The 13,981-nt window shown below is 42.6% G+C and carries 12 protein-coding genes; 2 read left to right on the top strand and 10 right to left on the bottom strand.

Translation table 11 applies throughout. The features are described from left to right. The 5 genes from CEF22_RS01550 to CEF22_RS01530 form a co-directional block, all read right to left on the bottom strand. Entirely contained in the window at positions 1-639 is a 639-nt protein-coding gene (locus CEF22_RS01550; protein WP_094833601.1) for a TetR/AcrR family transcriptional regulator, read from the bottom strand. 228 nt (positions 640-867) lie between these two features. Then, complete coding sequence (locus tag CEF22_RS01545; protein ID WP_100401467.1) at positions 868-2,007, bottom strand: acyl-CoA dehydrogenase; 1,140 nt, start codon at positions 2,005-2,007, stop codon at positions 868-870. A gap of 20 nt (positions 2,008-2,027) precedes the next feature. Next, positions 2,028-3,164, bottom strand: a complete 1,137-nt coding sequence (locus CEF22_RS01540; protein ID WP_100401466.1) for an acyl-CoA dehydrogenase — start codon at positions 3,162-3,164, stop codon at positions 2,028-2,030. Between the two features lie 28 nt (positions 3,165-3,192). After that, a complete protein-coding gene (locus CEF22_RS01535) occupies positions 3,193-4,044 on the bottom strand; it encodes a 3-hydroxybutyryl-CoA dehydrogenase (protein ID WP_095479185.1) in 852 nt (283 codons plus the stop codon). Positions 4,045-4,086: 42 nt separating this feature from the next. After that, positions 4,087-5,271 carry an acetyl-CoA C-acetyltransferase gene (locus CEF22_RS01530; RefSeq protein ID WP_100401465.1) on the bottom strand — a complete coding sequence of 395 codons (1,185 nt, stop codon included), beginning with the start codon at positions 5,269-5,271 and terminating at the stop codon, positions 4,087-4,089. A 385-nt stretch (positions 5,272-5,656) separates the two neighbouring features. Between CEF22_RS01530 and CEF22_RS01525 the strand changes: the two genes are divergently transcribed. Next, positions 5,657-5,980, top strand: a complete 324-nt coding sequence (locus CEF22_RS01525; RefSeq protein ID WP_100401464.1) for a hypothetical protein — start codon at positions 5,657-5,659, stop codon at positions 5,978-5,980. Between the two features lie 71 nt (positions 5,981-6,051). Here CEF22_RS01525 and CEF22_RS01520 read toward each other — a convergent pair whose 3' ends face one another. Next, entirely contained in the window at positions 6,052-8,283 is a 2,232-nt protein-coding gene (locus tag CEF22_RS01520) for a (Fe-S)-binding protein (protein ID WP_100401463.1), read from the bottom strand. Between the two features lie 343 nt (positions 8,284-8,626). On the opposite strand from CEF22_RS01520, the gene CEF22_RS01515 reads away from it, so the two are divergent. Next, positions 8,627-9,691: a phospholipase D-like domain-containing protein gene (locus CEF22_RS01515; protein WP_198508000.1), complete on the top strand. Its 1,065-nt coding sequence runs from the start codon at positions 8,627-8,629 to the stop codon at positions 9,689-9,691. A 43-nt stretch (positions 9,692-9,734) separates the two neighbouring features. Here CEF22_RS01515 and argS read toward each other — a convergent pair whose 3' ends face one another. The 4 genes from argS to speE all read right to left on the bottom strand — a co-directional run bounded on the left by argS (position 9,735) and on the right by speE (position 13,777). Then, positions 9,735-11,405 (bottom strand): arginine--tRNA ligase, encoded by a 1,671-nt coding sequence (gene argS / locus CEF22_RS01510; protein WP_100401461.1) that lies wholly within the window; start codon positions 11,403-11,405, stop codon positions 9,735-9,737. A 23-nt stretch (positions 11,406-11,428) separates the two neighbouring features. Further along, positions 11,429-11,872, bottom strand: coding sequence for a YwiB family protein (locus CEF22_RS01505; RefSeq protein WP_232726036.1), 444 nt, complete (start codon positions 11,870-11,872; stop codon positions 11,429-11,431). A gap of 121 nt (positions 11,873-11,993) precedes the next feature. After that, positions 11,994-12,878, bottom strand: coding sequence for an agmatinase (gene speB, locus CEF22_RS01500; RefSeq protein WP_100401460.1), 885 nt, complete (start codon positions 12,876-12,878; stop codon positions 11,994-11,996). 68 nt (positions 12,879-12,946) lie between these two features. Then, entirely contained in the window at positions 12,947-13,777 is an 831-nt protein-coding gene (speE, locus tag CEF22_RS01495; RefSeq protein ID WP_094833593.1) for a spermidine synthase, read from the bottom strand. Positions 13,778-13,981 lie beyond the last annotated feature (204 nt).

The following is a 13,981-nucleotide window of genomic DNA, read 5'->3' as shown; positions in this document are numbered from 1 at the left end:
TTAGCTTTTCGTTTTGTACCCGTTAATACCGGAAAAAAGCAAATCCGTCTGTAACTGAATATAGTCATCAATCGTAAATGACTTTCTTAAAGTCCAGCGACGGAACCCCCACATTTGTCCTTGAACAAAAATATTTTGTGCTAGCATATGGATCGTTCGCTCATCCATCTCCAATTCCTTTGTCTCAACACAACGACGAATCAAAGTTTCAAACATGCTTACCATGTCCATTTCCTTTTGCAATACATACGGTAGCGCATCCTTTGAAAGCGATTTTGCTTCCTGGTACATTACAAGCACTTCATCCTGCATATCGTCCATGACTTTGAAATAATAACCAACACCTAGCTTTAAGCTATCAAGTGTCCCTGCTTCTAAATCGATTCTTTGCAGTCGATCTTTTACCTGGTCATAAATGCTATCACATACAAGATAAAGGACATCCTCTTTTGTTCGGATATATTCATATAAAGTACCGATGCTGAACCCCGATGCTTTCGCAATCTCTCTCGTTGTTGTCCGATGAAAGCCTTTTTGCTTAAAAAGTTGGACCGCCCCTTTGATCATTTCGGACCGCCTTTTTTGTATTAACTGTTCATCTTTGACAGATGCATGTACTTTTCGCTTATTTGCATCCATTTTTTATCAACCGCCTTTATTTGAACATACAGAAAGCAAGGAGGAAGAACAGACGAGAGGATTGTATGTCCCCTCCTCTGTTCTTGTCTTAGTATGAAATTTTTTGGTTCTTTGACTTTATAAAGTGTTTCTTCGACTTTCTGGTCAGTTCTTTGACCTTATGAAGCCTTTCTTCGACTTTCTGATCGCTCTAGTCCATACGTCGCTGAACAGCGCCTTCCGCTTTTCTTATTTAGTCACCATTCTTGAGATAACTAGACGTTGGATTTCTTGTGTTCCTTCGTAAATTTGAGTAATTTTTGCGTCACGCATATAGCGTTCTACTGGGTAATCTTTTGTATAGCCGTAACCTCCGAAGATTTGAACGGCTTCTGTTGTAACTTTCATCGCTGTGTCACCAGCCATTAGTTTAGACATAGCAGATTCTTTTCCGTATGGTAATCCTTTAGATTCTAACCAAGCTGCTTGGTATGTCAACAAACGAGATGCTTCAACAGCTGTTGCCATATCAGCAATTTTGAATGAGATTCCTTGGTTTGCGACGATTGGTTTGCCAAATTGTTTACGCTCTTTCGCGTATTCAATCGAAGCATCTAAAGCACCTTGTGCGATTCCGACTGCTTGAGCCGCAATTCCGTTACGACCGCCATCTAATGTCATCATCGCCACTTTAAAGCCGTCGCCCACTTCGCCTAAAATGTTCTCTTTCGGCACACGGCAATCTTCAAAGATAATTTCCGTTGTCGGTGACGAACGAATGCCGAGTTTCTTTTCTTTTTTACCAACGGAGAAGCCCGCGAAATCTTTTTCAACGATAAATGCTGTTGTGCCGCGTTGTTTCGATTCTGGGTCCGTTAAGGCAAACACGATATAAATATCAGCAATGCCGCCGTTAGTGATAAAGATTTTCGAACCATTTAAAATGTAGTCGTCACCATCTAAGCGAGCAGTCGTTTTCATTCCACCTGCATCCGACCCTGAACCCGGCTCTGTTAAGCCGTATGCACCAATTTTTTCTCCTTGTGCCATCGGCTTTAAATATTTTTGCTTTTGTTCTTCTGTACCGAATTTATAAACAGGCCAGCCCGCTAAAGACGTATGAGCGGATAACGTTACGCCTGTTGAAGCACAGACACGTGATAGTTCTTCCACCGCGATACAATAAGCTAAGTAATCACTACCGATACCGCCGTACTCTTCAGGCCACGGAATACCCGTTAAACCAAGCTCTGCCATCTTGTGGAAAAGTTCCATATCAAAGCGCTCTTCTTCATCGCGCTCAGCTGCTGTTGGTTCCACTTCATTTTTAGCAAAGTCTCGTACCATTTTGCGAATCATTTCATGTTCTTCTGTTAGTTGGAAGTTCATCTCATTTCCCCATCCTTTGTCTATTTAATGAGCTGCTTACTAATAACAAGCCTTTGAATTTCGCTAGTACCTTCATAAATTTCTGTGACTTTCGCATCTCTGAAATAACGTTCAACGGCATACTCTTGCGTGTACCCGTAACCGCCATGTACTTGAACGGCTTCAATGGACACATCGACCGCTGCTTTTGAAGCAAATAATTTAGCCATTGAAGCTTCCTTTCCACATGGAAGACCTTGAGCACGTAAGTTGGCAGCACGATACACAAGTAGTTTCGCTGCTTCTACACTTGTGGCCATATCTGCTAGTTTAAAAGCAAGTCCTTGCTGTGCGGCAATTGGCTTACCAAATTGCTTTCGTTCTTTTGAATAATTAGTCGCTTCTTGTAAAGCTGCTTCAGCGATCCCCAACGACTGAGCAGCAATCCCAATTCGACCGACATCGAGGTTTGCCATCGCGATTTTAAAGCCTTCTCCTTCTTGACCGAGAAGATTCGCTGCTGGCACTTGCATATCCTCAAATGTCAATTGCACCGTACGTGAGCCGTGAAGACCCATTTTATGTTCGTCCTTGCCGATCACAAGACCTGGCGTATCTTTTTCAACGATAAACGCTGAAACCCCTTTGCTTCCCAATTCAGGATTGGTAGAAGCAAAGACAATATATGTATCTGCTTCTCCCCCATTTGTGATAAACACCTTTGAGCCATTAATAATATATTGATCCCCTTGTTTGACCGCTCTTGTTTTTAAGCTTGCTGCATCTGAACCAGCGCTAGGCTCGGTTAAACAAAATGCTCCTAAATATTCCCCCGCCGCTAATTTCGGCACATATTTCCGCTTTTGTTCTTCTGTTCCGAAGTAAAGAATAGGGTTCGTTCCAACAGATGTATGAACAGATAAAATAACGCCCATTGTCGCACTCACTTTCGATAGTTCGTTAATAGCGATAATGTATGACGTAAAATCCATTTCACTGCCACCATATTCTTCTGGAATCGTAATTCCCATTAACCCTAATTCAGCCATTTTCTTAAGAATTTCGCGCGGGAATTCCCCCTCTTCCATACGCTCAATCCACGGAGCGATTTCAGACTCCGCAAAATCTCTCACCATTTTTCTCATCATTTCTTGCTCTTCTGTAAAACGCAATTCCATGATTGATTCCCCCTGTTGTTAATGAGTGTTATTCGTAGCTGTAAAATCCGCGACCTGACTTTTTACCAAGCCAGCCTGCTTTTACGTACTTTCTCAATAATGGGCATGGTCGATATTTATCATCGCCAAAGCCATCATGTAAGATTTCCATAATATAAAGACAAGTATCAAGACCGATAAAATCAGCTAGAGTCAACGGCCCCATCGGATGATTCATGCCGAGCTTCATTACTTCATCAATCGCTTCTTTCGTTGCTACTCCTTCATATAACGTATAAATCGCTTCATTGATCATCGGCATAAGGATACGATTAGAGACGAATCCTGGAAAATCATTCACTTCTACAGGTACTTTACCTAGCGTATGTGTCATGTTTTCAATCGTTTTATACACTTCATCCGCTGTCGCTAAGCCGCGAATGATTTCGACTAGCTTCATCACAGGCACTGGATTCATAAAATGCATGCCAATTACTTTTTCAGGGCGATCTGTTGCAGCCGCAATTTCAGTAATAGGCAAAGAAGATGTGTTTGAAGCAAGAATCGTATGGTCTGGAGTAATTTCATCTAGCTGAGCAAAAATTTTACGTTTAATCTCCATGTTTTCAACCGCTGCTTCGATGACTAAATCGACGCTTTTGGCATCCTGTAAGTCCGTAGATTTCACGAGACGACTTAACACTTCATCCTTTTCCCCTGCCGTCATTCGCTCTTTTTCCACTTGACGAGAAAGGTTTTTATTGATGACCGCTAAACCGCGCTCTAAATATTCTTCTTTTAAATCATTTAAAATGACTTCATAGCCTGCCTGCGCACAAACTTGTGCAATTCCTGAACCCATTTGACCTGCACCGATGACCATTAACTTTTTGACCTTCATCATTTCCCCTCCGCCTTTTCCTCAATTGTTCGAAATAAAAAATTACCTTTGTACTTCAATCATGACCGCATCGCCTTGACCGCCACCGCTACAAATAGATGCAATCCCGATACCGCCACCTCTGCGCTTCAATTCATATGCAAGTGTTAAAATAATTCTCGCACCGCTTGCACCAATCGGATGACCAAGAGCAACTGCACCGCCATTGACGTTCACTTTCTCAGGATCTAAGTTAGCAATTTTCCCACTAGCTAAAGCAACTGCTGCAAAAGCTTCGTTAATTTCAAACAAATCGATTTCTTCTAAAGAACGACCCGTCTTTTTCAGCAGTTCATTAATAACAAGACCAGGTGTTTGCGGAAAATCTTTCGCTTCTACCGCTACTTCCGCGTGACCGATTACTGTAGCAAGTGGTGCTTTGCCTTCTTGCTTTGCTCGTTCATCGCTCATTAGTACTAGAGCAGCTGCTCCGTCATTAATGCCAGGTGCGTTTCCTGCTGTAATCGTTCCTTCTTTCCCGAAAGCTGGACGCAACCTAGCTAACGTTTCTTTCGTTGTCTCTTTACGTGGTGCTTCATCCTGGGAAACTGTGATTGGATCTCCTTTTCTCTGTGGTACTTGAACGGCAACGATTTCTTCTGCTAGCTTGCCAGACTCAATCGCTACAATCGCTTTTTCATGGCTTCCTACCGCCCAGTCATCCTGCTCTTCACGAGAAAGATCGAACTCTTCAGCTGTGCTGTTTCCGTATGTTCCCATATGTACGCCTGTAAAGCTACAAGATAGCCCGTCAGATATCATTAAATCGACTAATGGTGCATCGCCCATACGAAGGCCCCAACGCCCTTTTGGTAACGCATACGGCGCATTAGACATCGACTCCATCCCACCAGCAACAATGATATCCTCATCGCCAGCACGAATAATTTGATCCGCCAATGTAACGCTTCGAAGTCCAGATGCACAGACTTTGTTAATTGTTTCTGTCTTCACTTCCCAAGGAATCCCTGCTTCTCTTGCCGCCTGTCTAGATGGAATTTGGCCTTGTCCCGCTTGAAGAACATTTCCAAAAATCACTTCATCTACTTGATCAGGCTGAACACCTGCTCGATTCAATGCTTCCTTAATCGCAATGCCACCAAGCTGAGAAGCAGTCAGTGAGCTTAACCCTCCACCGAATTTCCCAAAAGGCGTTCGCGCCCCATCAATAATTACTGTTTTTGTCATGCTTTTTTCCTCCTTCAAGTTAGGAATAAGTAACCGTTTTCACCATTTGACTGAACGCTCGCTCGAAACAACATCAAAAGGAAAGAGACACAAATACCCCTTCGCCTCTCTACTACTCTCTTACCCTTATTTTAAGCCAAAATTTGATAAAATCAAATAATAATAAAGAAAATTCAAAAAAATTTTACAATAGGAAAAGCGGAAGGCGCTGTTTAGCGACGTATGGACTGGAACGATCCACACGAGATAAAGGAAAACGAAATGCAGAGCCAACTCGTTCAGCCGCGACAAGCAAAAGACGAGCCGACTGAAAGGTTGCTCTTTAACCTTTTGGGCGGATTGGCTTTTGACCTCGAGTGGCTAGTTGGCGGCGCTAGACAACACGATGAACGTTAGTGAATCGATGTTGACTTATCGCAAGGAGGATCGTGGAAGTACACTAGTCGCTAGCGCCTGCAGCTGGACAAAGAAATGCGGAGCCAACTTGTTTAGCGGCGACAAGCAAAAGAAAAGCTGGCTGAAAGGTTATTCTTTAACCTTTTGGACAGATTGGCTTTTGACCTCGAGCCGCTGGCACCTGGAGCTGGACAATAGAAAAGCGGAGTCGACTGCTCAGACACGACAAGCAAATGACAGAATGATGGAATGGCGTTCTTCAGCCATGCAGTCAGGCTGGCATTTGACTCGAGTGTCTAGGAGACGGAGCTAGACAACATAGGAAAAGCGGAAGGAACTGTCACATAAGAGACACCCCTATGTGACAGAACCCTTATTATCCTGTTATTTTTGCTCTTCTTCTGTCGAAGCTGTTTCTGCGATCACAGCCGCTTTTTGCTCTTCTGGTTGTTCTACGTCCGCTGATGCTTCTGTTGTTTCTTCCGGCTCTTCTTCAGGCGTGATTGCGGCTTTTTGCGGACCGAAAACAGCTTTTTCTAAAAGCTCAGCCACGTCATAAGTCGCTACCTTGTCCTCGACTTCCTTCGCTTTCGTTCCATCAGATAGCATCGTCAAGCAATATGGACAGCCTGAGCTAATAACCGATGGATTGCAAGCTAACGCTTGTTCTGTACGGGCAACGTTAATGCGGTGACCAGTATCTTCTTCCATCCACATTAATCCTCCGCCGGCTCCACAACACATACCTGTTTCACGACGGCGCTCCATTTCCACAAGCTTTACACCAGGAATCGCTTTTAAGATTTCACGTGGCGGATCATACACTTCATTGTAACGTCCTAAGTAACAAGAATCGTGGAAGGTGATCGTCTCGTTCACTTCATACTGTGGCTTGAGTCGTCCTTCTTTTACGAGCTGATCAAGTAATTCCGTATGGTGATAAACTTCCGCAGTCAATCCTAAATCCGGATACTCATTTTTGAAAATATTGTACGCATGCGGATCGATCGTCACAATCTTCTTCACTTCGTTTTTCTCAAATTCAGCGATGTTTGCTGTTGCGAGCTCCTGGAATAAAAACTCATTTCCAAGTCGTCGTGGTGTATCTCCTGAGTTTTTCTCTTTGTTTCCTAAAATTGCGAATTTAACATCGGCTTCGTTTAATAATTTCGCAAAAGCAAGCGTAATTTTTTGGCTGCGATTATCAAATGCTCCCATCGAACCAACCCAAAGCAAGTATTCGAAGTCCTCTCCTGCTTTTTTCATTTCTCTCACTGTTGGTACATGAACATCATCGCGCAGATCACGCCAATTTTCTTTTTCTTTACGATTTAAGCCCCATGGATTTCCTTGGCGCTCAATGCTTTGCATCGCACGCTGAGCTTCCGGGTCCATTTTTCCTTCTGTTAATACAAGGTAACGACGCAAATCGATAATTTTATCGACATGCTCATTCATGACTGGACATTGATCTTCACAATTACGACATGTTGTACAAGCCCAGATTTCCTCTTCAGTGATAACATCGCCAATTAAGCTCGGATTGTAAAGCTCCGCTGCTACTTCAGCACCGCCACCCTTAGCCGCACTGGCCAGCGCTAGCTGATTGCCTTTCGTACCAGAGAAAGAAAAAGTTGGCACCCATGGTTGCTTCGATGTCACAGCGGCACCTGTCATCGTCAAATGATCACGCATTTTGACGATTAAATCCATTGGTGAAAGCATTTTTCCTGTGCCTGTCGCTGGACACATATTTGTACAACGGCCACACTCTACACAGGCATAAAAATCAATCATTTGTCGCTGATTAAAATCTTGAATTTTCCCCACGCCGAATGACTCTTGAGACTCATCTTCAAAATCGATTGGCTGAAGCGTGCCAGCCTTTTCTAAGCGGTGAAAATAGACGTTAACAGGTCCCGCAATTAAATGGGCGTGCTTCGATTGTGGCACATAGACTAAGAAAGTAAGTAGAACGAATAAATGAATCCACCACATCACATAGAAAATAGCAATAGCAGCTGTTTCTCCGATGCCAGCCATCGCTACAGCAACAGCTGATGCGATCGGCTCAATACCTGTCCAATGGACATTTGCTCCCTCATGCCAAATTAAATCCATTCCGTTACCAACAAGAACAGAAAGCATAAGCGACCCAATGAAAATTAACACGAGTCCATTTTTCCAGCCGCGCTTTAAGCGGACCAGCTTTTCAATATATCGACGGTGGAAAGCCCAAACAACTGCCACAAGAATGACTAATGTGACAATTTCCTGGAAAAATTTAAAGCCGTCATATAATGGACCGAGCGGCAAGTGAGCTCCTGGAACAATTCCTTTAATAATAAAATCAATGGCGCCAAGCTGTACGAGCAAGAAACCATAGAAAAACATGACGTGAATCGCACCGCTCTTCTTATCCTTGAGAAGCTTTTTTTGACCAAATACATTGATCCAAATGTTATTTAAACGCTCTTTCACATCATTATTGAATTCTTCTTTTTTCCCCAATTGAATGTACTCGTAACGCGTTTTCAATAAATAAACGAATAAATAACCCCCGTAAGCGATTACAGCGATTGATGCAATTAAGTTGATCCACAGTAAACCGTTCATTCTCCCCCACGCACTCCTTTCCAAGATGTCAAATCTTTTTCCCCCTTTTTTAAACAAAAGCAAACATAAAAAATTTTCAGAATGTTTATACCTCTATTATATTATGAATGAGCATTCAGTCAACCAATTATTTTACTTTTCTTAAAAAAAAGATTACGAAAACAACTTTTCCTCCATTTTGGAGATACTACGAAGAAAAGGAGGTGGATGGCTCGTGTGGTTTGTTTTCTGGCTTTTTTTCCTGTTGATCCTCGTCTTAGCCGACCTTTATTTTGGACGAAGAAAAATGAGAAACACCCCCTCTCAAAAGAAGTACCCACATAGGAAAGGGAGAATCCAGTTTTTGGGGAGTGGACCGGAATTTTTTGATCAATTGTTTATCGATATAAAGGAGGCTCAACATCGGGTAAGCTGCCTTTTCTATATTGTGAAGGATGATGAATGCAGTCAGAATTTTTTCTCGTTGTTAAAGGAAACTGCCAAACGTGGAGTTGAGGTTTATTTATTAATGGATTGGCTCGGCAGTTATAAAGTCAAAAAATCCATCGTGAACGATTTGAAGCAAGCCGGTGTTCATGTAGATTTCTCTTGCAAGCCTCGGATTCCATATTTCTTTTTTTCGCTACAGCAGCGTAACCATCGTAAAATTACGATCATTGATGATCAAATTGCGTATCTAGGTGGCTTTAATGTTGGTCGTGAGTATATAAACGAGAGCAAGAAGCCTGCGTTATCCCCATGGCGCGATTATCATTTGCGTTTCACAGGAGAAGCAATTCAAGATTTGGAGGCGGAGTTTTTAGCCGATTGGAATCAGGAAAAACGACCTTTTTTGAATGGGATCTGTCAAGAAAAGACTTGTGAGCAAGGGGTTAAACACATGATTTTACCTTCTAAAAACGGGGAGCTTGAAGATCAAATGGTCTCCATGATCGCAGCTACTAAACAGTCTTTATTTATCGGCTCTCCTTACTTTATTCCTTCTCAGTCGGTGTTTCAGCAATTAATAGCGGCACTTGAGCGAGGCGTGTCGATCACGATCCTATTGCCTGCCCATGCCGACCATCCACTTGTTAAACAAGCAGCCTATCCCTATTTGCGAAAGCTGCTTCAATATAAACATGCACGTATTCATCTATTTAATAATGGCTTCTACCATGCGAAAATTGTCATATTCGACAACCGCCTTTGCGACATCGGTACAGCCAACTTCGATGAGCGTAGCCAGCTGATTAATTGGGAATGTAACTGTTTGATTGATAGCTCTGTATTTATCGCCAGCATTCAACCTGTTATTGAAAAAGATCTCGTTAACTCAGAAACATTAACGTTAGATGGGCTAAATCACTTGTCCACGGGTGAGCGAATGAAGGAACAACTCGCCAAAGTGGTTCGTGGGTATTTGTAGCACTAAAAAAGCTTGCAGACATTGGCTCTGCAAGCTTTTTGAATTACATTTTTTCTGGTGCGGATACACCGATTAGTTGTAGAGCGTTTTTCAATGTGATTTGTACCGCTTTAATCAGTGCTAGGCGTGCTTCTGATAGCGCCTTATTGTTTGGATCGAGCACTTTTTCCGCGTTGTAGAAGCTATGGAACGCAGCTGCTAGCTCTTGCGTGTAATTGGCGATACGGTGCGGAATACGTTTTTCCGCTGCTTCTGCCACTACTTGTGGGAAGTCGCCGATTTTTTTCAATAAGTCGATTTCTTTCTCAGCCACTAGAAGCGACAGGTCAGCTTCTGGGTTGATGTTTATATTTTGCTCTGCGCCTTGGCGTAGGATACTGTTAATACGTGCATGGGCATATTGAGCGTAATAAACAGGGTTTTCGTTCGATTGTGAAACGGCTAAGTCTAAGTCGAAGTCCATATGCGTATCTCCGCTTCTCATCGCGAAGAAGTAACGAACAGCGTCTAATCCTACTTCTTCAACTAGTTCACGCATCGTAACCGCTTTTCCTGTCCGTTTACTCATTTTCATTTTTTCACCGTTTTTATATAAGTGAACAAGTTGGATGACTTCCACTTCTAAGCTTTCTTTATTGTAACCAAGCGCTTCAACCGCTGCTTTCATACGCGGGATATACCCATGGTGATCGGCTCCCCAAATGTTGATCACTTTTTCGTGACCGCGTTCAAACTTATCTTTATGGTACGCAATGTCTGGTGTTAAGTATGTGTATGTGCCATCGTTTTTCACGAGCACACGATCTTTATCGTCACCAAATGTCGTTGAACGGAACCAAACAGCTCCCTCTTCTTCAAAAATATGTCCTTTTTCACGAAGAGCCGCCAATGCCTCGTCGATTTTTCCATTTTCATAAAGCGATGTTTCCGAATACCAAACGTCAAAATCTACGCGGAAATTTGCTAAATCTTTTTTCAGCTTCTCCATCTCGTATTTTAAGCCGTATTCTCTAAATGTTTGGTAGCGCTCTTCTTCTGACATCGACACGAATTTGTCGCCGAACTCTTCTGCTAGCTTTTGGCCGATGCCGATGATATCTTTGCCGTGGTAACCGTCCTCTGGCATTTCTTTTTCTTGACCTAACGCTTGGAAGTAACGTGCTTCGACGGATAAAGCTAAATTATGAATTTGGTTACCCGCATCGTTAATGTAATATTCTCTCGTCACATCATAGCCGGCTTTTTCAAGTACATTACTTAAAGAATCACCAACGGCCGCCCCACGAGCATGTCCTAAATGAAGGTCGCCTGTCGGGTTTGCAGATACGAATTCCACTTGAATCTTTTGGTTGCCTCCAGCATTCGTCTGACCGTATTTGTCCCCTTCTTGTAGCACGACTGGCACTAAGTCAGTTAAATATTGATTGTTCATGTAAAAGTTGATAAAGCCTGGTCCGGCAATTTCGATTTTTTCGATCGATGCTTTCGTTTGATCAAAATGAGCAATGATATCTTCCGCAATCGCGCGCGGAGCCTTCTTTGCTATACGAGCTAGCTGCATCGCCATATTTGTTGAATAATCCCCGTGTGCCTTCTCTTTTGGCGTCTCCAAAATGACAGCTGGAATCTCTTCCTCCTGCGCTAAGCCTGCCTTTACAACGGCCGCTTTCACTTCTGCTTTTAATTCTTCTTGTACTTTTTCTGCAATGTTCATTGTGAAAATTCCTCCTTTTCGGGTCAAACCCCTTGAAATGTAATATTCATTTCGTATGTTCCAACTGGTGATTCCTGCATGAACAAGTTGTAGTTTAGTTTGAGCATGCCTTGTACGGTTTGTTCGTTGTATGTACATTCATGAACTAGCGTGTTAGTTTGTGTACTTAACAGCAATGTGCCATATGGGCTATCATATGAGCCATTCTGCTGTTCATCTAAATGGAATGGTAGTCGCATTTTGACGGCTCCGCTACGTAAAATTAACGCCTCATTTTGAGAGAATTTCACAATCGTATGAATCGTTCCTTCTTCTTGCACCTCATCGTACTTTAAAAAGAACCCGCTACTTTTTTCGTAAAACTGTCCCGAAAGCTTGAGCTCGTAAGATTCCTTTTCTCCATTCATTTCAATGTTTGTCGTTAAACAAATATTCACAGGAATATGTGCTTGCTGATTTGTCGTCAAGCGATTCACTTCCTTTATTTTTTCACTGTTATAACTTATTAAGTATAAAAATCTTTAGCGGAAAATGCAATGTTTGAAAAAGCGAAACCCCCTGGCGCCGTTGACCAGGGGGAATCTCTAATTATTTCTTATTTTCTACTGCCCAGCCAAGCATCATTTCACGAATTAGCTTAGAAGCTGTATTCGCTGTTTGTTCAGAAGAATCATAAATTGGTGCGACTTCCACTAAATCTCCGCCCACAACGTTTACTTCAGAGCGTGCGATCGCATGAATGGAGGCAAGCAATTCTTTTGATGTAATCCCGCCGCAGTCGACTGTACCTGTGCCTGGCGCATGAGCCGGGTCTAACACATCAATGTCAATCGTCACATATACCGGACGACCAGCTAGCGTTGGTAAAATTTCTTTCAATGGCTCAAGCACTTCAAACTTCGAAATGTGCATCCCATTTTCTTTCGCCCATTGGAATTCTTCCTTCATACCAGAACGAATCCCGAATGAGTACACATTCGATGGACCGATTAACTCAGCAATTTTGCGAATCGGCGTCGAGTGAGAAAGCGGCTCGCCCTCATACTCTGTGCGTAAATCCGTATGAGCATCCATATGAATGATCGCTAAATCCGGATATTTTTTCGCGACAGCCTTCATTACTGGCCACGACACTAAATGCTCGCCGCCCATACCAAGCGGGAACTTGCCATCTTTTAATAGACCATCAATGTAGTCCTCAATTAAATCTAAGCTTTTTTGAGCATTTCCAAACGGTAATGGAATGTCGCCAGCATCGAAATATTTCAGTTCCTCCATCTCGATATCTAAATACGCACTATACTCTTCTAAACCGATCGACACTTCACGAATGCGCGTTGGGCCAAAGCGAGAACCCGGACGATAACTAACCGTCCAATCCATCGGCATCCCGTATAACACGACACTGCTCTCTTCATAGTTTGGATGACTCCCGATAAATACATTTCCTGAATATGCTTCATCAAAACGCATAACAATCCCACCTTTTTATATAAAAAATTCAGCTAATGAAGAGGTCCTGCTTGCAGGACCTCTTCATCTTACTCTGTCATATCTTTTACGAATTTTGGTAATACGAAAGCAGCTTTATGCAATTCTTTCGTGTAGTATTTTGTTTCGATTTCGTGGAAGCGGTCTTCGCTTACTTCAAGCGGATCGTGTTTTTTCGAACCGATTGTGAATGTCCACATACCGCTTGGATACGTTGGGATGTTCGCTGTGTACAGACGAGTGATAGGGAAAATTTCTTTCACGTCGCGTTGCACTTCACGAATTAAGTCCGCTTTGAACCATGGGTTGTCTGTTTGCGCAACGAAGATACCGTCTTCTTTTAACGCTTTCGCAATTCCTGCGTAGAAGCCTTTTGTGAAAAGGTTCGCAGCTGGGCCAACTGGCTCTGTAGAATCAACCATGATGACATCATATTCATTTTCACTGTTCGCGATATGCATAAAGCCATCATCTACTTGAACATCGACGCGCTCATTATCAAGCTCGCCTGCGATTTCCGGTAAGAATTTCTTCGAGAATTCGATTACTTTGCCGTCAATATCAACTAGCGTCGCTTTTTTCACGCTTGGGTGCTTTAACACTTCACGGATCACTCCGCCGTCTCCACCACCAACAACAAGAACATTTTCTGGATTTGGATGTGTAAATAAAGGTACGTGTGCCACCATTTCATGATAAACGAATTCATCTTTTTGCGAAGTCATCACCATACCATCTAAAAATAGCATATTGCCCCATTCTTCTGTTTCGGCCATTTCAAGATATTGAAAATCGGTTTGCTCCGTGTGAAGCGTCTTCTTGATTTTCATTGTGATACCAAAGTTTTCTGTTTGCTTTTCTGTATACCAAAGTCCAGCCATTCAATCCTCTTCCTTTCTATTTAAAGAGTAGTCTATTTATTATCTGTAAAGCGCGGACAAGCAGGCCGCCCTTGCTAAATCATTCTTAGTCAAAGCGTCATTTCGCCTTTTTTCCACAAAAAAAGTATAGTGGAATCTTGCAAAAATTCAAGAGAATTTTATGTTTAAAAACTAGTTTTTTTTTTCATACTGAAAGATACCTAT

It is taken from the genome of Bacillus sp. FJAT-42315 (genome assembly GCF_002797375.1).
In the GTDB taxonomy this organism is placed as follows: domain Bacteria; phylum Bacillota; class Bacilli; order Bacillales; family Domibacillaceae; genus Bacillus_CE.
This window is presented reverse-complemented; position numbering and strand designations above follow the sequence as displayed.

Bases quoted from the DNA above. Each gene is read 5' to 3' on its own strand.
- CEF22_RS01550 (WP_094833601.1), bottom strand. From the start codon at position 639: ATGGATGCAAATAAGCGAAAAGTACATGCATCTGTCAAAGATGAACAG.
- CEF22_RS01545 (WP_100401467.1), bottom strand. From the start codon at position 2,007: ATGAACTTCCAACTAACAGAAGAACATGAAATGATTCGCAAAATGGTA.
- CEF22_RS01540 (WP_100401466.1), bottom strand. From the start codon at position 3,164: ATGGAATTGCGTTTTACAGAAGAGCAAGAAATGATGAGAAAAATGGTG.
- CEF22_RS01535 (WP_095479185.1), bottom strand. From the start codon at position 4,044: ATGAAGGTCAAAAAGTTAATGGTCATCGGTGCAGGTCAAATGGGTTCA.
- CEF22_RS01530 (WP_100401465.1), bottom strand. From the start codon at position 5,271: ATGACAAAAACAGTAATTATTGATGGGGCGCGAACGCCTTTTGGGAAA.
- CEF22_RS01525 (WP_100401464.1), top strand. From the start codon at position 5,657: ATGAACGTTAGTGAATCGATGTTGACTTATCGCAAGGAGGATCGTGGA.
- CEF22_RS01520 (WP_100401463.1), bottom strand. From the start codon at position 8,283: ATGAACGGTTTACTGTGGATCAACTTAATTGCATCAATCGCTGTAATC.
- argS (WP_100401461.1), bottom strand. From the start codon at position 11,405: ATGAACATTGCAGAAAAAGTACAAGAAGAATTAAAAGCAGAAGTGAAA.
- speB (WP_100401460.1), bottom strand. From the start codon at position 12,878: ATGCGTTTTGATGAAGCATATTCAGGAAATGTATTTATCGGGAGTCAT.
- speE (WP_094833593.1), bottom strand. From the start codon at position 13,777: ATGGCTGGACTTTGGTATACAGAAAAGCAAACAGAAAACTTTGGTATC.